Origin of the sequence: Pseudomonas sp. GM50 (genome assembly GCF_000282375.1) — a bacterium.
Classification (GTDB): Bacteria; Pseudomonadota; Gammaproteobacteria; order Pseudomonadales; family Pseudomonadaceae; genus Aquipseudomonas.
In genome coordinates, this window is sequence record NZ_AKJK01000056.1 from 1 (window position 1) to 21,944 (window position 21,944).

General features: G+C 58.3%; 17 protein-coding genes. 14 read left to right on the forward strand and 3 right to left on the reverse strand.

From position 1 onward, the window contains the following. The first annotated feature begins 175 nt into the window (after positions 1-175). The 9 genes from PMI30_RS15795 to PMI30_RS15755 all read left to right on the forward strand — a co-directional run bounded on the left by PMI30_RS15795 (position 176) and on the right by PMI30_RS15755 (position 12,816). Entirely contained in the window at positions 176-1,786 is a 1,611-nt protein-coding gene (locus tag PMI30_RS15795; RefSeq protein ID WP_008009634.1) for an ABC transporter substrate-binding protein, read from the forward strand. Between the two features lie 258 nt (positions 1,787-2,044). Further along, positions 2,045-3,670 carry an ABC transporter substrate-binding protein gene (locus PMI30_RS15790; RefSeq protein ID WP_008009635.1) on the forward strand — a complete coding sequence of 542 codons (1,626 nt, stop codon included), beginning with the start codon at positions 2,045-2,047 and terminating at the stop codon, positions 3,668-3,670. A 300-nt stretch (positions 3,671-3,970) separates the two neighbouring features. Further along, entirely contained in the window at positions 3,971-5,572 is a 1,602-nt protein-coding gene (locus PMI30_RS15785; protein ID WP_008009636.1) for an ABC transporter substrate-binding protein, read from the forward strand. 172 nt (positions 5,573-5,744) lie between these two features. Then, positions 5,745-7,178, forward strand: a complete 1,434-nt coding sequence (locus PMI30_RS15780; protein WP_008009637.1) for an OprD family porin — start codon at positions 5,745-5,747, stop codon at positions 7,176-7,178. Positions 7,179-7,255: 77 nt separating this feature from the next. Then, positions 7,256-8,851 (forward strand): ABC transporter substrate-binding protein, encoded by a 1,596-nt coding sequence (locus PMI30_RS15775; protein ID WP_008009638.1) that lies wholly within the window; start codon positions 7,256-7,258, stop codon positions 8,849-8,851. Positions 8,852-8,924: 73 nt separating this feature from the next. Beyond that, positions 8,925-9,935, forward strand: coding sequence for an ABC transporter permease subunit (locus PMI30_RS15770; protein ID WP_007900379.1), 1,011 nt, complete (start codon positions 8,925-8,927; stop codon positions 9,933-9,935). A 10-nt stretch (positions 9,936-9,945) separates the two neighbouring features. Continuing rightward, the gene (locus PMI30_RS15765; RefSeq protein ID WP_008009639.1) at positions 9,946-10,857 is read left to right on the forward strand and encodes an ABC transporter permease subunit; all 912 of its coding nucleotides are present in this window, start codon (positions 9,946-9,948) and stop codon (positions 10,855-10,857) included. 10 nt (positions 10,858-10,867) lie between these two features. After that, entirely contained in the window at positions 10,868-11,836 is a 969-nt protein-coding gene (locus PMI30_RS15760) for an ABC transporter ATP-binding protein (protein ID WP_007900381.1), read from the forward strand. After that, complete coding sequence (locus PMI30_RS15755) at positions 11,836-12,816, forward strand: peptide ABC transporter ATP-binding protein (RefSeq protein WP_008009640.1); 981 nt, start codon at positions 11,836-11,838, stop codon at positions 12,814-12,816. Before PMI30_RS15760 ends, PMI30_RS15755 begins: the two co-directional genes overlap by 1 nt. A 105-nt stretch (positions 12,817-12,921) precedes the next feature. On the opposite strand, the gene PMI30_RS15750 is transcribed toward PMI30_RS15755, so the two are convergent. After that, the gene (locus PMI30_RS15750) at positions 12,922-13,131 is read right to left on the reverse strand and encodes a hypothetical protein (RefSeq protein WP_008009641.1); all 210 of its coding nucleotides are present in this window, start codon (positions 13,129-13,131) and stop codon (positions 12,922-12,924) included. Between the two features lie 334 nt (positions 13,132-13,465). Continuing rightward, on the reverse strand, positions 13,466-15,049 hold the full coding sequence (locus PMI30_RS15745; protein WP_007942808.1) for a peptide chain release factor 3: 1,584 nt from the start codon (positions 15,047-15,049) through the stop codon (positions 13,466-13,468). A 375-nt stretch (positions 15,050-15,424) separates the two neighbouring features. Here PMI30_RS15745 and PMI30_RS15740 point away from each other — a divergent pair, with 375 nt between their 5' ends. From PMI30_RS15740 to PMI30_RS15725, 4 genes are all read left to right on the forward strand, one after another. Next, positions 15,425-16,141: an ABC transporter permease gene (locus PMI30_RS15740; RefSeq protein ID WP_007900385.1), complete on the forward strand. Its 717-nt coding sequence runs from the start codon at positions 15,425-15,427 to the stop codon at positions 16,139-16,141. A gap of 20 nt (positions 16,142-16,161) precedes the next feature. Then, entirely contained in the window at positions 16,162-17,055 is an 894-nt protein-coding gene (locus PMI30_RS15735) for a glycine betaine ABC transporter substrate-binding protein (RefSeq protein WP_008009642.1), read from the forward strand. Positions 17,056-17,067: 12 nt separating this feature from the next. Then, complete coding sequence (locus PMI30_RS15730; protein ID WP_008009643.1) at positions 17,068-17,760, forward strand: ABC transporter permease; 693 nt, start codon at positions 17,068-17,070, stop codon at positions 17,758-17,760. A 222-nt stretch (positions 17,761-17,982) separates the two neighbouring features. Then, complete coding sequence (locus tag PMI30_RS15725; protein WP_008009644.1) at positions 17,983-19,140, forward strand: osmoprotectant ABC transporter ATP-binding protein OsmV; 1,158 nt, start codon at positions 17,983-17,985, stop codon at positions 19,138-19,140. 76 nt (positions 19,141-19,216) lie between these two features. Here PMI30_RS15725 and PMI30_RS15720 read toward each other — a convergent pair whose 3' ends face one another. Further along, positions 19,217-20,137 (reverse strand): hypothetical protein, encoded by a 921-nt coding sequence (locus tag PMI30_RS15720; RefSeq protein WP_008009645.1) that lies wholly within the window; start codon positions 20,135-20,137, stop codon positions 19,217-19,219. Between the two features lie 610 nt (positions 20,138-20,747). On the opposite strand from PMI30_RS15720, the gene PMI30_RS15715 reads away from it, so the two are divergent. Continuing rightward, a complete protein-coding gene (locus PMI30_RS15715) occupies positions 20,748-21,911 on the forward strand; it encodes a type III PLP-dependent enzyme (protein ID WP_007900403.1) in 1,164 nt (387 codons plus the stop codon). Positions 21,912-21,944: the final 33 nt, after the last annotated feature.

Consider the following 21,944-nt stretch of genomic DNA (forward strand, 5'->3'; position numbering starts at 1 on the left):
AGCAACGGATATGTACTCAATCCGCAAGAGCTTGGTCGGCTAGAAGGCCGCCAAGCCAACAACCAGCTTGAATATGCCGAGATAGAGGGGTCTCCCTTACAAACGGATATTTCCGTCAATCTCACCAACAACGCTACCCTCAGGAAAACACCGCCGCCAAACCCACGGGGACTCCATGGAAAGAACCACCGTCAAACCACTTCTGCTTGCTCTCGCCCTCGCTACAACCGCATCACTCGCACAAGCCGCCCAAGCCGCCACCACCCTGGTCTACTGCTCCGAAGCCAGCCCCGCCGGTTTCGACCCCAGCCAATACACCAGCGGCACCGACTTCGACGCCTCAGCCGAAACCGTCTTCAACCGCCTCACCCAATTCAAACGCGGTGGCACCGAAGTCGAACCCGGATTAGCGACAAGTTGGGATGTAAGCAAGGACGGTCTCAGCTACACCTTCCACCTGCGCGACGGCGTGAAATTCCACACCACCGACTACTTCACCCCGACCCGCGACTTCAACGCCGACGACGTCCTGTTCACCTTCCAGCGCCTGCTTGACCCGCAAAACGCGTTCCGCAAAGCCTACCCCGCCGAGTCGCCGTACTTCACCGACATGGGCCTGAACACCACGATCAAAAGCATCGACAAGATCGACGACCACACCGTGCGCTTCAGCCTGAACAACATCGACGCCGCATTCGTGCAGAACCTCGCCATGAGCTTCGCCTCGGTACAGTCCGCCGAATACGCCGTCCAGCTGTTAAAGGAAGGTAAAGCCGCCGACCTCAACCAGAAACCGGTCGGCACCGGCCCGTTCGTGTTCAAGCGCTATCAAAAGGACTCGCAGATCCGCTACGCCGCCAACAAGGCCTACTGGAAACCCGAGGACGTGAAACTCGATAACCTGATTTTCTCGATCACACCCGATGCCGCCGTGCGCTTGCAGAAGCTCAAGGCTGGCGAGTGTCAGGTCAGCGGCTACCCGCGCCCGGCAGACATCGACGTCATGGAGAAAGACCCGAACCTGACCGTGCTCAAACAGGCCGGTTTCAACCTCGGCTTCCTCGCCTACAACGTAACCCATCCACCGCTGGACCAGCTCAAGGTCCGTCAGGCCCTGGACATGGCCATCGACAAGCCGGCGATCATCAAGGCGGTCTACCAGAGTGCCGGGCAGCTCGCGCAGAACGCCCTGCCCCCTGCGCAATGGTCCTATGACCCGACCATCAAGGATGCACCGCACGACCCGACCAAAGCCCGCGCGCTACTAAAAGAAGCAGGGGTTGCGCCCGGTACCACCATTAATTTGTGGGCCATGACCGTGCAGCGCGCCTCCAACCCTAACGCGCGGATGTCGGCACAGATGATCCAGCAGGATTGGGAGAAAGTCGGGATCAAGGCCAACATCGTCAGCTATGAGTGGGGCGAGTACATCAAGCGCGCCAAGAACGGCGAGCACGACGCGATGATCTATGGCTGGACCGGCGACAACGGGGACCCGGACAACTGGCTCGGCGTGCTCTACAGCTGCGCTGCGGTGAAAGGTAGCAATTACGCCAAATGGTGCGACCCGGCCTACGACAAGCTGGTGCAGCAAGCGAAGGTGTCCACGGACAAACAGCAGCGGGTCAAACTGTACCAGCAGGCACAGCAAATCCTTAAGCAACAAGTACCTATCACACCGGTTGCCAACTCGACCGTGTTCCAGCCACTGCGCAAGGAAGTCACCGACTTCAAGATCAGCCCGTTCGGCCTTACACCCTTCTATGGCGTGAGTATAAATAAGTAACACCAGGCCCCAACCGGGTGCACCAGACGCCCCGGTTGCCCCTTGTCGGTGCGCGATTTGCACCGTAAAAAACCTGCGCAAACGGTCAAATGTGCGCAAATTTATACATATGCGACATTAAGGTACGTTCGTTCCACTGTTTAAGGTTTGTAGCCATTCGGGATCTTGCATTGGGTATGGCCCCTGCATAAGTATCCGCAGGTCGACTCACGAGGTCGTCCTCTAATTCCAAAAATGACAACAAATCATGAGGCCACCATGCTTAAACACGCGGTCATTCCGTTTTTAGTCGGCGCAAGCTTGTTAGCCAGCGCACCTTTCGCCCAAGCGGCGACTAACCTGGTGTTTTGCTCCGAAGGGAGCCCGGCCGGTTTCGATCCTGGTCAGTACACCACCGGAACCGACTTCGACGCCTCTGCAGAAACCATGTTCAACCGCCTGACCCAGTTCGAGCGCGGCGGCACCGCCGTTGTTCCTGGCCTGGCGACCAAGTGGGACATTTCCGATGATGGCCTGACTTACACCTTCCACCTGCGTGAAGGCGTCAAGTTCCACACCACCCCGTATTTCAAGCCGACTCGTGAGTTCAACGCCGACGACGTGCTGTTCACCTTCAATCGCATGATTAACAAGGATGACCCGTTCCGTAAGGCGTACCCGACCGAATTCCCGTACTTCACCGACATGGGGATGGACACCAACATCACCAAGATCGATAAAGTCGACGACCACACCGTCAAGTTCATCCTGAAAGAAGTTGATGCCGCGTTCATCCAGAACATGGCCATGAGCTTCGCCTCGATCCAGTCCGCCGAGTACGCTGCCCAGTTGCTCAAGGAAGGCAAGGCTGCCGATATCAACCAGAAACCGGTCGGCACCGGCCCGTTCGTGTTCAAGAGCTACCAGAAAGACTCCAACATCCGTTACACCGGGAACAAGGACTACTGGAAGCCTGACGACGTGAAGATCGACAACCTGATCTTCGCCATCACCACCGACCCGTCGGTACGTATCCAGAAACTTAAGAAGAACGAGTGCCAGATCACTCTGTTCCCGCGTCCGGCTGACCTGCAGGCACTCAAAGCAGACCCGGCACTGAAGATGCCTGACCAGGCTGGTTTCAACCTGGGCTACATCGCCTACAACGTGATGGACAAGGTCAAGGGCAGCAACGAGCCGAACCCGCTGGCCGACCTGCGCGTGCGTCAGGCGCTGGACATGGCAGTCAACAAGCCGCAGATCATCGACTCGGTTTATCAGGGCGCGGGCCAACTGGCCGTCAACGCCATGCCGCCGACCCAATGGTCCTACGACACCACCATCAAGGATGCCAAGTACGATCCTGAGAAAGCCAAGGCGCTGCTCAAGGAAGCCGGCGTCAAGGAAGGCACCGAAATCGTTCTGTGGGCGATGCCGGTACAGCGTCCGTACAACCCGAACGCCAAGCTGATGGCTGAAATGCTGCAGTCCGACTGGAAGAAGATCGGCCTGAACGTCAAGATCACCAGCTACGAATGGGGCGAGTACATCAAACGCTCCAAAGGCGGCGAGAACCAGGCGATGATCATCGGCTGGAGCGGCGACAACGGTGACCCGGACAACTGGCTCAACGTGCTGTTCGGTTGCGACTCGCTGAGCGGCAACAACTTCTCCAAATGGTGCGACAAGAAGTTTGACGGCATCGTCAAGGAAGCCAAGCGCACCACCGATCAGGCCAAGCGCACCGAACTGTACAAACAGGCGCAACACGTCCTCAAAGACGCCGTTCCAATGACACCTATCGCTCACTCGACGGTGTTCCAACCCATGCGCGCCAACGTGCAGGACTTCAAGATCAGCCCATTCGGCTTGAACTCCTTCTACGGCGTCAGCGTCAGCAAATAAGGTTTGCAACGGCGACGTTATTAACGTCGCCGTTGCTTTATCTGCCGAGAAAGTAGGAATTCACTGACAGCCAAATCCACTGCGCACCACAGCAGAGGCTTAGGACGCGTCGCCTTTTCCTACGAGTCTTTCAGGCATTTACGCATTTACTGCCAGACCCACGGCTCATACCGTCGGGATCTGACCAGTTTGTGCGTGGGCTCTCGGTAATCGCTGCACGCGATGGTTTGAGATCAATGAAGCCCCACGTCCCCGGACGGGACGGAGGCTCATTGTTAAACACTAAAATGAGGGAGCGTCATGCGCCATACCTTGGTTTTATCCGCATTGCTGGGCACCGGCCTGCTGGCCGTCACTTCCATCAGCCAGGCCGCCAATAACAGCCTGGTGTTCTGCTCTGAAGGCAGCCCGGCGGGCTTCGACACCGCGCAGTACACCACGGCGACCGATAACGATGCCGCCGAGCCGCTGTACAACCGATTGGCAGAGTTTGAAAAAGGTGCCACCAACGTCGTACCGGGCCTGGCAACGAGCTGGGATATTTCCGAGGATGGCCTCAAGTACACCTTTCACCTGCGCGAAGGGGTGAAATTTCACACCACCAAATACTTCACCCCCACCCGCGATTTCAACGCCGATGACGTGCTGTTTACCTTCAATCGCATGCTCGATCCGCAGCAACCCTTCCGAAAGGCTTATCCAACCGAGTTCCCGTATTTCAACGGGATGAGCCTGAACAAGAACATCGCCAAAGTCGAAAAGACCGGGCCGCTGACCGTGGTCATGACGCTGAACAGCGTCGATGCCGCGTTCATCCAGAACATCGCCATGAGCTTCGCCGCCATCCTGTCCGCCGAATACGCCGACAAACTGCTGGCCGAAGGCAAGCCGAGCGACATTAACCAGAAGCCGATCGGCACCGGGCCGTTCGTGTTCAAGAGCTACCAGAAAGATTCCAACATCCGTTACAGCGGCAACAAGCAGTACTGGGACCCGAGCCGGGTCAAGCTCGAGAACCTGATTTTCGCCATCAACACCGACGCCTCGGTGCGCGTGCAGAAACTCAAGGCCAACGAATGCCAGATCACCCTGCACCCGCGCCCCGCCGACGTGACCGCGCTGAAAAACGACCCGACGCTCAAGCTCATCGAGAAGCCCGGTTTCAACCTCGGTTACATCGCCTACAACGTGCGGCACAAACCGTTCGACCAACTCGAAGTGCGCCAGGCGCTGGACATGGCGGTGAACAAGCAAGGCATTCTCAACGCCGTCTATCAAGGCGCCGGTCAACTGGCGGTCAATGCCATGCCACCGACCCAATGGTCCTACGACGAGACGATTAAAGACGCCGCCTACAACCCGGAAAAAGCCAAGGAGCTGCTCAAGGCTGCCGGCGTCAAGGAAGGCACCGAAATCACCCTCTGGGCCATGCCGGTCCAGCGTCCGTACAACCCCAACGCCAAGTTGATGGCCGAAATGCTCCAGGCGGATTGGGCGAAGATCGGCCTCAAGGTCAAGATCGTCAGCTACGAATGGGGCGAATACATCAAGCGCACCAAGAACGGCGAGCACGACATCAGCCTGATCGGCTGGACCGGTGATAATGGTGACCCGGACAACTGGCTCGGCACGCTTTACAGCTGCGATGCCATTGGCGGCAACAACTACTCCATGTGGTGTGATCCGGCTTACGACAAGCTGATCAAGCAAGCCAAGGTCGTGACCGATCGCGATCAGCGAACCGTGCTCTACAAACAGGCGCAACAGTACCTCAAGCAGCAGGTGCCGATCACGCCGGTCGCCCACTCGACGGTCAACCAGCCGTTGAGCGCCAAAATCGAAGGATTCAAGGTGAGTCCTTTCGGTCGTAACGTGTTCTCGGGCGTCAGTATCGACCAATAACCGATTAGTCAGAACGCTGGGGGCGAATTGCGCCCTCACGCAAGCGTATTGCCGTAATTCGCCAATCAGGCCTATAGCAAACGTTTGCGATGCCTGCATGAGTTCTAAACCAAATAGCCGGATCACCGAAAAAGACCGGCATTAAAAAAAAAGAAAGTAAGGAGCTTCACCCATGAAACTGAGCAGCACCGCGTTATTGGCCTTGGCCATCAGCAGCGTGACCGCCACGGCGTACGCAGAATCCCAGAGCCAGGCGTTCACGCCGGTTACCGTTAACGAAAAAAGTGCCCAGAGCGAAGCCACTGGTTTTGTCGAAGGTCAATCGATCACCGGCAGCACGCGTAACTGGTATGCCAACGAGCATTTCAAGCGGGGTGCGACACTCAATTACCGTCAGAATGGTGAAACTCGCCAGACTGACCGTCGTATCAACTGGGTTCAGGGCACCATCCTCAAGTACAACTCCGGTTTTACTGAAGGCACCGTAGGTTTCAGCACCGAAGTGGCGGCCTACAACGCTATCGCTCTGGATCGTGATCGCAAGGATCTGGCATCCAACAACGGCGGCGCACCAGGTACCCGTGCTGGCGCGGGCAACAACCGTACCCTGACCGAAGAAGGTGGCGACGCCGTCGGCCAGTGGAGCAAACTGGGCTTGGCCAACGTCAAGGCCCGTGTGTCCAACACCACCCTGACCGCTGGCCGCCAGAACTTCAGTAGCCCGATGGTCGATGTCATCGGTAACCGTGCGCTGCCTTCGAGCTTCCAGGGTGTGGCCATCCACAGCGAAGAGCTGAATAACCTGGCTTTCGACCTGGCCACCTTCGATCGCAACTCTCCGCGTACCGAAGAAAGCCAGCGTAAATTCCGTACCGAATACGCCAACGGAATTGTTGAAACCGATCACGTCTACACCGGCGGTATTACCTACACCCCATTCGCCAGCCTGACCACCAGCCTCTGGGCGACCCAGGCCGAAGACATCTGGAACCAGTACTACTTCGGCGCCAGCCATGTGCTGGGCGACAGCCAGGTCCTGAGCCTGACCACCGGCCTGAACTACTACAAAACCCAGGAAGAAGGTAAAGCCCTTATCGGCAAGATCGACAACGACACCTACTCCCTGTCGTTCGGTCTGACCCACCAGGCTCATACCCTGACCTTCTCGTATCAGGAAGTGAACGGTAACGAGTACTTCGACTACCTGCACGAAACCAACGGCATCTACCTTGCCAACTCCCTGCTGTCGGACTTCAACGGCCCGAACGAGAAATCCTTCCAGATCGCCTACGGCCTGAACATGGCCGAATACGGCGTCCCGGGCCTGAAGTTCAACATCTACCAGGCTCGCGGCTGGGGTATCGACGGCACTCAGTACACCGGCAACGGCGGTGTGGCGGGCAAGGGTTATGACGGCATCCAGTCCCAGGATGGCGAACACCATTACGAATACGGTATCGGTGCTACCTACGCCCTACAGAGCGGCCCGCTGAAGGCCACCACTGTTCGCGCAACCTACACCGCTCACCGCGCCAGCGAAAACCAGGCCGATGGCAGCCTCAACGAGTTCCGTCTCGTGACCACCATCCCGTTCAACATCTTGTAAAGCGCATGCCGGCGGCTGACTCATGACGAGTCGGCCGTTCGGTTTTTTCCTGTTCAACCGATTGCAGAGGGCTCTAGATGAAAATGCTTCCCCTACGAGCGGCCATCGCTGCCGCGTTGCTGAGTGTCGCCGTCGGCGTCTCGGCCAAACCCTTGGTGGTCTGTACCGAAGCCAGCCCGGAAGGCTTCGATATGGTCCAGTACACGACTGCAGTCACAGCCGATGCGGTGGCCGAAACCATCTTCAATCGTCTGGCAGACTTCAAGCCCGGCACCACTGAAGTGATCCCGGCACTGGCCGAGTCGTGGGACATCAGCGACGACGGTCTGACCTACACGTTCCACCTGCGCAAAGGCGTCAAGTTTCACACCACCGACTACTTCAAGCCGACCCGCGACATGAATGCCGATGACGTGGTCTGGAGCTTCCAGCGTCAGCTGGACCCGAAACACCCATGGCACAAACTGTCGAGCGTGGGCTTCCCGTACTTTGAAAGCATGGGCTTCAAAGAACTGCTCAAAAGCGTCGAGAAAGTCGACGACAACACGGTCAAATTCACCCTGACCCGCCGTGAAGCGCCGTTCCTGGCCGACATCGCCATGGCCTTCTCCTCGATCTACTCCGCCGAGTACGCCGATCAGTTGCTCAAGGCCAACAAGGCCGGCGACCTGAACAACAAGCCGATCGGCACCGGCCCTTTCGTCTTCCAGCGTTACGCCAAGGATGCTCAGGTTCGCTTCAAGGCCAACCCGGACTACTTCCGTGGCAAGCCACCGGCTGAAGCGCTGGTCCTGGCGATTGCCACCGACAACAACGTGCGCCTGCAAAAGCTCAAGGCCAACGAGTGCCAGATCGCGCTGTATCCGAAACCGGATGACATCCCGAGCATCAAGAAAGACACCAACCTGAAGGTTGATGAGCTGAACGCGATGACCGTGTCCTATGTCGCCATGAACACCGCCCGCCCGTACATGAGCGACGTGCGCGTGCGTAAAGCCATCGACATCGCCTTCGACAAGGCTGCGTACGTCAACGCGTTGTTTGGCAAAGGCAATGCGACCGTGGCGGTCAACCCGTACCCGGACACCCTGCTGGGCTACAACCACACACTGACCAACCCGCCGCGTGATCTGGACAAGGCTCGCGCCCTGCTCAAGGAAGCCGGCGTACCGGAAGGCACCACGTTTACCCTGTTCACCCGTAACGGCGGCGGCCCGACCAACCCGAACCCGATGCTCGGCGCGCAGATGATGCAGGCCGACCTGGCCAAGGTCGGGATCAAGGTCGATATTCGGGTCATGGAATGGGGCGAAATGCTCAAGCGCGCGAAAAACGGCGAGCACGACATGGTGTCCGCCGGTTGGGCTGGCGATAACGGCGATCCGGATAATTTCCTGACGCCTATGCTCAGTTGCGAGGCCGCCAAAAACGGCGAAAACTACGCTCGCTGGTGCAATGAAAAGTTCCAGACGCTGATCGACGAAGCACGGGCTAAAGTGAACCCGGACGAACGCACGGCGCTCTACGAACAGGCCCAGGCTGTTTTCAATCAGGACCAGCCGTGGATCAGCATGGCGCACACCCGAATGTTCACCGCAATGCGCACCAACGTAGAGGGCTATCACATTAGCCCCCTCACCACGAATAACTTCGCCACCACCCAGGTGAAGTAGATAAGAAACGCCCGGCATCGCTGACCCCAGCGGTGCCGGGCACGCCTAACCGGCTGATGAGGTACCACACAAGATGTTTAGTTTTATTGCCCGCCGATTGGGGTTATTGATCCCCACGTTCTTCGGCATCACCTTGCTGACTTTCGCGTTGATTCGCATGATTCCAGGCGACCCCGTGGAAGTAATGATGGGCGAACGTAGAGTCGACCCCGAAATGCATGCTCAGGCAATGGAACGCCTAGGTCTGAACAAACCCCTGTATGCCCAATACCTGGATTACATCGGCAAGTTGGCCCACGGCGATCTCGGCGAATCCCTGCGTACCCGTGAAAGCGTCTGGACCGAGTTCAGCTCTCTATTCCCCGCGACCCTGGAACTGTCCATGGCCGCCCTGTTGTTCGCCGGCATCCTGGGCCTTCTGGCCGGGGTGATTGCGGCACTCAAGCGAGGATCCCTCTTCGACCATGGGGTGATGGGCATCTCCCTGGCGGGATACTCGATGCCGATCTTCTGGTGGGGCCTGATCCTGATCATGTTCTTCTCGGTGAGCCTGGGCTGGACCCCGGTGTCCGGGCGGATCGACCTGCTCTACGACATTGAGCCGCGCACCGGTTTCATGCTGATCGATACGCTGCTGGCCGATGACGTCGGGGCGTTCTTCGATGCCCTGCATCACCTGATCCTGCCAGCCATCGTGCTCGGTACCATCCCGCTGGCGGTGATCGCGCGGATGACCCGCTCGTCGATGCTCGAAGTGCTGCGTGAAGACTACATCCGTACCGCCCGCGCCAAAGGCCTGTCGCCATCGCGCGTGGTGTTCGTTCACGGCCTGCGTAACGCACTGATTCCGGTACTGACCGTGGTCGGCCTGCAAGTCGGCACGCTGCTGGCCGGTGCGGTCCTGACCGAAACCATTTTCTCCTGGCCCGGCATCGGCAAATGGCTGATCGAAGCCATTGGCGCACGGGACTATCCCGTGGTGCAGAACGGCATCCTGTTAATCGCCTGCCTGGTGATTCTGGTCAACTTCGTAGTGGACATCCTCTACGGCTTTGCCAACCCACGCATTCGTCACCAGCGCTGAGATCAAGACCATGACCACTCTCACTACACCGGTAGCAGTCGATCAAAGCCTGCTGTATCCGTCCCCGTACAAAGAATTCTGGCAAGCATTCTCGAAAAACAAAGGTGCCGTCGCCGGCCTGATGTTCATGCTGCTGGTGATTTTCTGCGCGATCTTCGCCCCATGGGTCGCACCGCATAACCCAAGCGAGCAGTACCGCGACTTCCTGCTGACCCCGCCGTCCTGGCTGGAAAGCGGGCAAATCCAATTCCTGCTGGGTACCGATGAACTCGGTCGCGACCTGCTGTCGCGTTTGATTCACGGCTCGCGCCTGTCGCTGCTGATCGGCCTTTCGTCGGTGGTTATGTCGCTGATCCCGGGCATTCTGCTGGGTCTGTTCGCCGGCTTCTTCCCGCGCGTGCTCGGCCCGACCATCATGCGTCTGATGGACATCATGCTGGCCCTACCGTCCTTGCTGCTGGCTGTGGCGATTGTCGCCATCCTCGGCCCTGGCCTGATCAACACCATTATCGCCATCGCCGTGGTTTCGTTGCCGTCCTATGTTCGTCTGACTCGCGCCGCGGTGATGGGCGAACTGAACCGCGACTACGTGACCGCCGCGCGCCTGGCCGGTGCCGGTCTGCCACGCCTGATGTTCATCACCGTGCTGCCTAATTGCATGGCACCGCTGATCGTTCAGGCCACTTTGAGTTTCTCCTCGGCGATTCTCGATGCCGCGGCACTGGGCTTCCTCGGCCTTGGCGTACAACCGCCAACGCCTGAGTGGGGCACCATGCTGGCTTCGGCTCGCGACTACATCGAACGCGCCTGGTGGGTGGTAAGTCTGCCTGGTTTGACCATTTTGCTCAGCGTGCTGGCAATCAACTTGATGGGCGACGGCCTGCGCGATGCGCTGGACCCGAAACTCAAGAACGCCGCCTGAGGAGATTCAAATGTCACTGTTAGAAATCAAGAATCTCAACGTTCGCTTCGGCGACGCCAACGCTGTTCCGGTGGTCGACGGTCTCGACATTTCCGTGGACAAGGGCGAAGTGCTGGCCATCGTCGGCGAATCGGGTTCCGGTAAATCCGTGACCATGATGGCGCTGATGGGCCTGATCGAGCATCCGGGGATCGTCACCGCCGACGCGCTGAATTTCGACGGTCAGAACATGCTCAAGCTCAGCAACCGTCAACGTCGCAAAATCGTCGGCAAAGACCTTGCCATGGTGTTCCAGGACCCGATGACCGCGCTGAACCCAAGCTACACCGTCGGTTTCCAGATCGAGGAAGTGCTGCGCCTGCACCTGAAAATGTCCCGCAAGGACGCCCGCAAACGTGCCATCGAACTGCTGGAAAAAGTGGAAATCCCGGGCGCCGCCAGCCGCATGGACGCCTATCCGCATCAACTGTCCGGCGGTATGAGCCAGCGCGTGGCGATTGCCATGGCGATTGCCGGCGAACCGAAACTGCTGATCGCCGACGAACCGACCACTGCGCTCGACGTAACGATTCAGGCGCAGATCATGGACCTGCTGCTGGCCCTGCAAAAAGAGCAGAACATGGGCCTGGTGCTGATCACCCACGACCTCGCGGTCGTGGCCGAAACCGCTCAGCGCGTGTGCGTGATGTACGCCGGCCAGGCGGTTGAAGTCGGTCAGGTGCCACAACTGTTCGACATCCCGGCGCACCCGTACAGCGAAGCGCTGCTCAAGGCCATTCCGGAACACAGCCTGGGTGCCGCGCGCCTGTCGACGCTGCCGGGCATCGTTCCCGGTCGCTACGACCGCCCGCAAGGCTGCCTGCTGTCGCCGCGCTGCCCCTACGTGCAGGACAACTGCCGCACCCAGCGTCCGGCCCTTGACCCGAAAAGCAACAGCCTCGCCCGCTGCTTCTACCCGCTGAATCAGGAGGTGGCGTAATGGCCGTCGTACTTACCGCCCGCAACCTGACCCGTCACTACGAAGTGTCCCGTGGCCTGTTCAAGGGTCATGCGACCGTGCGCGCCCTTAACGGTGTGTCGTTCGAACTGGAAGCCGGCAAGACCCTCGCCGTTGTGGGCGAATCGGGCTGCGGCAAATCCACCCTGGCCCGTGCCCTGACGCTGATCGAAGAACCGTCCTCCGGTTCCTTGAAAATCGCCGGGCAGGAAGTCGCCGGCGCCGACAAGGCTCAGCGCAAGCAGCTGCGCAAAGACGTGCAGATGGTGTTCCAGAGCCCATACGCATCGCTGAACCCACGGCAGAAGATCGGTGATCAGCTTGCAGAGCCTTTATTGATCAACACCAACCTGAGCGCCTCGGAACGTCGCGAGAAAGTCCAGGCGATGATGAAACAGGTGGGCTTGCGTCCCGAGCATTACCAGCGCTACCCGCACATGTTCTCCGGCGGTCAGCGCCAGCGGATTGCCCTGGCCCGCGCGATGATGCTGCAACCCAAAGTGCTGGTCGCGGACGAACCGACTTCGGCGCTGGACGTATCGATTCAGGCGCAGGTACTCAACCTGTTCATGGATTTGCAGCAAGAGTTCAACACCGCCTACGTGTTCATCTCCCACAACCTGGCCGTGGTGCGTCACGTTGCCGATCACGTGATGGTGATGTACCTCGGTCGCCCGGTGGAAATGGGCCCGAAAGAAGACATCTACACTCGCCCTCTGCACCCGTACACCCAGGCGCTGTTGTCGGCCACACCGACCATTCACCCGGATCCGGACAAGCCGAAAATCAAGATCGTCGGCGAACTGCCGAACCCGCTGAACCCGCCGTCCGGCTGCGCCTTCCACAAGCGCTGCCCGTACGCGACCGAGCGCTGCACCACAGAAGAACCGCTTCTGCGCCTGGTCGACACCCGTCAGGTGGCTTGTCACTACGCCGAGCAATTCCTCGACGGCGCGGCATAAAAAAACGCGCCTCGGATATCGGGGCGCGCTTTTACCGAGTTGACCAGACCCCTTCCGCCAGACTGCGCATCAGTCTGGCAGGAGGGGTTTTCTTTGGTCCCTCAATTACGTTTGCTTGTCTTCCTCATCCTCATCGGCGTCTGGGTCGTCATCGTCTGATTCGGTCGCGGCGATCATCTGCTCACTGTGCACGCCTTGCCCGTTCAAGGCCTGTTTTTCATGGTCCTCACACTCTGCCCACGCCACCGCCGACGTGCCGAGGGACAGCATCACCAAAACCTTAAGCAACAACACAATGCGTTGAAAAATACTCATAGCCGATTCCATCCTTTCTTGAGTGACGCGTGGATGCCTGAAAGGTACTGAGTGAAATTTAGTTCCGATTGACCGGGTTCTCCAGAGAGGACGCTACCGGGTAGCAGAAAATGCCGTTGGCGAAGAGATTGGTTTCGAATAAGGGTTATATCCAAACCCACTAACAACAATGCCCCTGTGGGAGCGAGCCTGCTCGCGATGGCGGACAGCCAGTCGACACATACCTGAATGCCAGACCGCTATCGCGAGCAGGCTCGCTCCCACAGGGGAACAGTGGTCTATAAAAAAGCCCCGACGCTTACACATCGGGGCTTTGGGGGTTACGGCTCAGCGCTTAGTGATGCTCACGCGTCGCACGGAATTTCACATCCGGCCAGCGCTCTTCCATCAGCGCCAGGTTGACTCGGGTCGGGGCCAGGTAGGTCAGGTGACCACCACCATCGACCGCAAGGTTTTCCACGGCCTTGACCCGGAATTCCTCAAGCTTCTTCTTATCGTCGCAATCAATCCAGCGCGCGGAATAAACAGTGATCGGCTCATACGAACACTCGACCTTGTATTCCTCTTTCAAACGGCTGGCGACCACGTCGAACTGCAGCACACCGACGGCGCCGAGGATGATGTCGTTGCTGCGCTCGGGGAAGAACACCTGAGTGGCGCCTTCTTCGGCCAATTGCTGCAGGCCCTGACGCAGTTGCTTGGATTTCAGCGGATCACGCAGACGCACGCGACGGAACAGTTCCGGGGCGAAGTGCGGGATGCCGGTGAAGCCCAGGACTTCGCCTTCGGTGAAGGTATCACCGATCTGGATGGTGCCGTGGTTGTGCAAACCGATGATGTCGCCAGCGAAGGCTTCTTCCAGCTGCTCACGCTCGGAAGAGAAGAAGGTCAGCGCATCGCCGATCCGCACGTCTTTACCGGTGCGCACGTGGCGCATTTTCATGCCTTTCTCGTACTTGCCGGAGCAGATCCGCATGAAGGCGATACGGTCGCGGTGTTTTGGGTCCATGTTCGCTTGAATCTTGAACACGAAGCCGGCGAATTTCTCTTCAACCGGTTCCACGGTGCGCTCGTTGGCGACACGGGCCAGCGGTTTCGGCGCCCAGTTGACCACGGCGTCGAGCACGTGATCGACACCGAAGTTGCCCAGTGCGGTACCGAAGAACACCGGCGTCAGTTGGCCGTCGAGGAATTCCTGTTGATTGAATTCGTGGCAGGCGCCCTGCACCAGTTCCAGCTGATCGACGAAGCGATCGTACTCATCGCCCAAGTGCGCGCGGGCTTCATCGGAGTCGAGCTTCTCGATGATTTTCACATCGGTGCGCTCGTGGCCGTGACCAGCGGTGTAGACGATGATGTAGTCGTCGGCAAGGTGATAAACACCCTTGAAATCGCGGTAGCAACCGATCGGCCAGGTGATCGGCGCGGCCTTGATTTTCAGGACCGCTTCGATTTCGTCGAGCAGTTCGATCGGGTCGCGGATGTCACGGTCGAGTTTGTTGATGAAGCTGACGATCGGCGTGTCACGCAGACGGCAGACGTCCATCAGCGCGATGGTCCGTGGCTCTACACCCTTACCGCCGTCGAGGACCATCAATGCCGAGTCCACCGCTGTCAGGGTGCGGTAGGTATCTTCGGAGAAGTCTTCGTGGCCCGGGGTGTCGAGCAGGTTGATCATGTGATCGCGATACGGGAACTGCATGACCGACGTGGTAATCGAGATACCACGCTGCTTTTCCATTTCCATCCAGTCGGAGGTGGCATGGCGGTCGGATTTACGCGACTTCACCGTGCCAGCAATCGCAATCGCCTTGCCCATCAGCAAGAGCTTCTCGGTGATGGTGGTCTTACCGGCATCGGGGTGGGAAATAATGGCGAAAGTGCGGCGTTTCGCGACTTCGGCGGCCTGTTTGGTCATGGGAAATCGCCTGGCAGGTGATTCAAAAAAGGGCGGCGAGTATAGCTTAAAACGACATCTACGGACCACCGTCCGTAGGGCTTCCCGAACACCGCATCCCCTAATGTAGGAGCTGCCGAAGGCTGCTCCTGCGGTGGCTAAATGCTGTTAATTATGGAACCTTTTAAAAGGTGGAGGCGTCCACTCCCCTGTTACGACCCATCGTCAGGGGCTGAAAAATCAGCAAGTTAGTCTGACGAGGCTGCGCTTATGGCTCGATTTCATGCCGTTTACCGGCACTGATAGAGCTGCTTCTCGCGAACGTTGATTTCCCGGCAGCCAGGAATGGCATGCCACTCGGGACTGCGTCCGCCGACTGAAAAAAGGAGTCCGCCTGTGGCTATTCGCTATGGCAAGGGGCTGATAGGAGGTGCGGTTGTCGTCGCCCTTCTGGCCCTGCTGGTCCACTGGATTGGCATCAACACGATCGAACAGTACCGCGACGATTTGTTGTTTTACCTGCAAGCTCATCTGATTCTCGTCCTCGTTTCCATGCTGGCCGCCCTTGTAGTGGGCATACCCGCCGGTATCTTCCTCAGCCGCCCGACCATGGTTGGACGCGCCGAACGCTTCATGCAGATATTCAATATCGGCAACACCGTGCCGCCACTCGCCGTACTGGCCATCGCCCTGGGGATCCTCGGCATCGGCAGTGGCCCGGCGATCTTCGCCTTGTTCCTCGCCTCGCTGTTACCGATCGTGCGCAATACCTATGAAGGCCTGAAAAATGTTCAGGGTTCGCTGAAGGAAGCGGCCGTCGGCATCGGCATGACGCCGACTCAGGTGCTATGGCGGGTCGAACTGCCGAACGCCGTGCCTATCATCATTGGCGGCGTGCGCGTGGCACTGGCGATCAACGTCGGTACCGCACCGCTGGCATTCCTGATCGGCGCCAACAGCCTGGGCAGCCTGATTTTCCCCGGCATTGCCCTGAACAATCAGCCGCAACTGCTGCTCGGCGCGGCGTGCACCGCCCTGCTGGCCTTGCTGCTCGACGGCCTGGTGACACTCGCCAGCCGCCTCTGGCTCGAACGCGGCTTGCGCCCGTCTTAAGCCTCGGCAAAGGAATTTTTATGAAGAAAGTATGCTTATTTTTAGGCTGCGCCCTGCTGCTTGCAGGATTTGCCCAAGCCGCTGAAAAACCCGTTATCCGCATTGGCGCCCGGGTGTTCACCGAACAAACCCTGCTGGCGGAAATCACTTCCCAATACCTGCGCGCCAAGGGTTACGACACCCAGGTGACCGGCGGTCTGGGCAGCAACCTGGCCCGCAGCGCCCACGAAAGTGGCCAGCTCGATTTGATGTGGGAATACACCGGCGTGTCGCTGGTGGCTTACAACCACATCACTGACAAGCTCGACAGCGCTCAGTCCTACGCCCGAGTGAAAGAACTCGACGCGAAAAAAGGCCTGATCTGGCTTACCCCGTCGAAATTCAGCAACACCTACGCCCTGGCCCTGCCGGAAAACACCGCGAAGGCTTACCCGCAGATCAACACCATCAGCGAGCTGAACACGGTGATGCAGGCTGAGGCGAAGCAGCATCACCTCGTCGCCCTGGACACCGAGTTCGCCAACCGCTCCGACGGTCTCGATGGCATGGTTGATCTCTACGGCATGAACCTGACGCGTAAAAACATCCGGCAGATGGATGCTGGTTTGGTCTACACCGCCCTGCGCAATGGCCAGGTGTTTGCCGGTCTGGTCTACACCACCGACGGTCGCTTGAACGCCTTCAAGCTCAAATTGCTGGAAGACGACAAACATTACTTCCCGGACTACACCGCCGCGCCGGTGGTGCGTCAGGTTTACCTCGACGCCCACCCGAAACTCGCCGAAGAGCTCAAGCCGCTGGCCGAACTGTTCGACGACGCCACCATGCGTCAGCTCAATGCGCGGGTCGATGTCGATCACGAAAGCCCTTCATCCGTTGCTGCAGATTTCCTGCGCCAGCACCCCATCCACTGAGGAGGAAAAGCCATGGAATTCTTGAACGCCTTTTCCCATCTCGATTGGCCGCAGGTTTTGCACCTGACCTGGCAGCACATCACCCTGGTTGGTATCGCCGTGACGCTGGCGATTCTGGTCGGCGTGCCGTTGGGCATCCTGATGACCCGCTTCCCGACGCTGGCCGGCCCGTTGCAAGCCAGCGCTACGGTGTTGCTGACCGTGCCATCGATTGCACTGTTCGGCCTGCTGCTGCCGTTCTATTCGAAATTCGGCCAGGGCCTCGGCCCGATGCCGGCGATCACCGCAGTGTTTCTGTACTCGTTGCTGCCGATCATGCGTAACACCTACCTGGCGCTGACCGGTGTGGAACCTGGCATTCGTGAAGCGGCGCGTGGCATCGGCATGACCTTTGGCCAACGCCTGCGCATGGTCGAACTGCCGATTGCCGTGCCGGTGATCCTCGCCGGCGTGCGCACCGCCGTGGTCATGAACATCGGCGTGATGACCATCGCCGCGACCATCGGCGCCGGTGGCCTCGGTGTACTCATTCTCGCTTCCATCAGCCGCAGTGACATGTCGATGCTGATCGTCGGTGCCGTGCTGGTCAGTCTTCTGGCCATCTTCGCCGACCTGCTTCTGCAATGGCTGCAACGCACGCTGACGAGTAGGGGGTGTTCGCCGCAAATGGCGGGCGCGCCGTCGCCCCACAAAGCGCAAGACTAGGCGCGAGGAGAGTGATTTGGTTTCTTCAAATGAACGACGAGCAACGACGGATTGCGCTTTGTGGGGCACGGCCCTACGGGTTGGAGCTGTGATCCCGCCGGGCTGCGTTGTGGGACTTGAAAAGGAAACGACATTTCCTGCGTCCCACGCCTTGCCCGGCGGGATCACAGCTCCAACGCGCTCCGCCATTTGCGGCGAACACCCCCTACCTGGACTGCTCAAATGATCGAACTTCAAAACCTCAGCAAGACCTTCCAAAGCAACGGCAAAGATGTGAAAGCCGTGGACTCGGTAAGCCTGACCGTCAATGAAGGCGAGATCTGCGTGTTCCTCGGGCCATCGGGCTGCGGCAAAAGCACCACGCTGAAGATGATCAACCGCCTGATCAAACCGACCTCCGGCAAGATCCTGATCAACGGCGAAGACACCACCGACCTCGACGAAGTGACCCTGCGTCGCAACATCGGTTATGTGATCCAGCAGATCGGTCTGTTCCCGAACATGACCATCGAAGAAAACATCACCATCGTTCCGCGCTTGCTCGGCTGGGACAAACAGAAATGCCACGACCGCGCCCGCGAGTTGATGAGCATGATCAAGCTCGAACCCAAGCAGTACCTGACTCGCTACCCCCGCGAGTTGTCCGGTGGCCAGCAGCAGCGGATCGGCGTGATTCGCGCGCTGGCAGCGGATGCGCCGCTGTTGTTGATGGACGAACCGTTCGGCGCGGTCGACCCGATCAACCGCGAGATGATCCAGAACGAGTTCTTCGAGATGCAACGGGCGCTGAACAAGACCGTGATCATGGTCAGCCACGACATCGATGAAGCGATCAAGCTCGGCGACAAGATCGCGATTTTCCGCGCGGGCAAACTGCTGCAAATCGATCACCCGGATACGCTGCTGGCGCACCCGGCGGACGACTTTGTCAGCAACTTCGTCGGCCAGGACAGCACCCTAAAGCGTCTGTTGCTGGTGAAAGCCGAAGACGCGGCGGACAACGCACCCTCGGTGAGCCCGGAAACGCCAGTGGCCGAAGCGCTGGAGTTGATGGACGAACTGGACCGTCGCTACGTGGTGGTGACCTGTGCCGAGAACAAGGCCTTGGGCTACGTGCGCCGTCGCGATCTGCACCGTCAGACCGGCACCTGCGCGCAATACCTGCGCGAGTTCAACGCCACCGCGGTCTACGACGAGCATTTGCGCATCCTGCTGTCGCGCATGTACGAGTTCAACCGTTCGTGGCTACCGGTAATGGATGCCGAGCGGGTGTTCCTCGGCGAGGTGACTCAGGAATCGATTGCCGAGTATCTGAGCTCCGGTAAGTCCCGTGGGGGCAAGACCAGTATTGTTTCGCCGGCAGAGACTGCTGTCGCCTGATCTGACGTCTTCGCGGGCAAGCCTCGCTCCTACAGGTTTTACACAGTACCTGTGGGAGCGAGGCCCGGTTGTTCAATCAGGAGGAAATCGCCTGATCGGCGGGAATGAACTGGAAGATCACATCAGCAGTGGTCGTTTGCGGAAGCGTGATACGGATTACAGGGATCCAGATACCGGTTTGCGTCTTGAAATCCCGTTGATCGTATTGCGCACCCGCCTTACCAGCTTCGTTGACGTAGAAAACCGCCTCGACCGGCAGGGTTTTACCAAGATTCTGGCCCCACTTGGCCAGGCGGAATTCGTTCTGCGTATTAAAGGCAAACGTGCCGCCCATGCCCTGCGCCTTGATCGCCTCATTAAAAGCAGTGGTTGCCCCTTGGTTCAAACTGTCGCGCACGTTAAACCCACACAAATATCCGTACTTGCTCGGGTAGCTGTTGTAATGGGCGATGTATTGAGCCGCGCTGTTAATACCTTGGGACTGACACTCACGCCCCGAAGGCAGGCCAGCCACCTGTCCACAACCTTGTTGATCACGACCGCCCGTTGCACCGTCCACCGGGAAGAAACACAGTATTTCTGGATCTATCTTATCGACGGGGGCATAAAAGACCGGATAAAAAATAAATCCATTATTATAGCCAAACACCAACTTGCTGAACTTGGCATCTGCCCGCAGATAAGAAAACGAAACCCCGGTAGAAGAAGGGTTCGGGTTCCAGAAGTGGAATTGTGTGGAGTGCTCGGTCGCACGCAACAACACGCCTGAGCACAGGAAGGCCGGCGCAGAGGGGTTACTCCGGCACATATTGATCTTGTTGTTGTAGCGCTCTGTGAGGTATTGCGCAGTGACCGGGCCGGAAGCCGCCCCCAAGGCTCCGACCGAGCGGGATTCGACTACTTGCCCGTCAGAGCCCGACACGTTGACCGGTGTAACGTCTTGTGTTGCACAACCCGCTATCACCAACGCCAACAGCAAGGTAATTATTCTGTACATTTTTATGCACTCCCGTGAATGATATTAATGGACAACAAGACGCACACTTTCTCCATCAGACTTAATGAACGTCAGGCAGCGCCACCGCACAACTTCGGTTCAAATCGATTACGTCTTTAGAAAAGCCCGCAAAAATACCAATAAGCGCTCTTACCTTAATAAGATTCCGCCCATCCAACACCTGTCAGAAATAACAGTATTGAGGGCATTTCAATACTTTATCGAAATTAAAAACATCGGCGCTATTGCCATCCGTTCATCCAGACCTTCAGCGAAAAAATGCGACCAAGTGGAACATCAACCTGTCATGTGGGTCGGTTACATCAGAGACAGAGGGGCACCGCACGACGGATGCGTGCAAAAACGCGACATTTTTTGTTGATCTCAAGCGCCTCACGCCCTAAAGTTCGCGCCGAACGTCCATGCTGGAAACGATCCATCCGGCTCAAGTACTGACGACGAGACAGCAAGGCCAAGGGAAAGCACCGCCTCCCATGGCCTTTTTGCTTTCGGCGACATGCCTTGGGAAGTAGGCGAACCAAAGTGGGGATACGGAGGGCGTTCATTTGCACCCATTGATAATTTCAGTTTGCCAGTAGGAGTTCCCAGCATGTCGATCAACGTCGAAGACTATTTCGCGCGCGATACCTTCCAGAAAATGAAGGCGTTCGCCGACAAACAAGAAACCCCGTTCGTGGTGATCGACACCGCGATGATCAGCCAGGCCTACGACGACCTGCGCGCCGGTTTCGAATTCGCCAAGGTCTACTACGCAGTCAAGGCCAACCCGGCCGTTGAAATCATCGACCTGCTCAAAGAGAAAGGCTCGAACTTCGACATCGCCTCGATCTACGAGCTCGACAAAGTGATGAACCAGGGCGTCGGCCCGGATCGCATCAGCTACGGCAACACCATCAAGAAATCCAAAGACATTCGCTACTTCTACGACAAGGGCGTGCGTCTGTATGCCACCGACTCCGAAGCCGACCTGCGCAACATCGCCAAGGCTGCACCGGGTTCGAAAGTCTACGTGCGTATCCTGACCGAAGGCTCGACCACCGCCGACTGGCCTTTGTCGCGCAAATTCGGCTGCCAGACCGACATGGCCATGGACCTGCTGATCCTCGCTCGTGACTTGGGCCTGGTGCCTTACGGCATCTCGTTCCACGTCGGTTCGCAGCAGCGCGACATCAGCGTCTGGGACGCCGCGATCGCCAAGGTCAAAGTGATCTTCGAACGCCTGAAAGAAGAAGACGGCATCCACCTGAAGCTGATCAACATGGGTGGCGGCTTCCCGGCCAACTACATCACCCGCACCAACAGCCTGGAAACCTACGCTGAGGAAATCATCCGTTTCCTCAAGGAAGACTTCGGCGACGACCTGCCGGAAATCATCCTGGAACCAGGCCGTTCGTTGATCGCCAACGCCGGCATCCTGGTCAGCGAAGTAGTGCTGGTTGCCCGTAAATCCCGTACCGCGGTAGAGCGATGGGTGTACACGGATGTGGGCAAGTTCTCTGGCCTGATCGAAACCATGGACGAAGCCATCAAGTTCCCGATCTGGACCGAGAAGAAAGGTGAAGTGGAAGAAGTGGTCATCGCCGGCCCGACCTGCGACAGCGCCGACATCATGTACGAAAACTACAAGTACGGTCTGCCGTTGAACCTGGCGATCGGTGACCGTTTGTACTGGCTGTCGACCGGTGCTTACACCACCAGCTACAGCGCCGTTGAATTCAATGGCTTCCCGCCGCTGAAATCTTTCTACGTGTAAGCGCTACACGCAGAAATCAAAAAGCCCGTGACG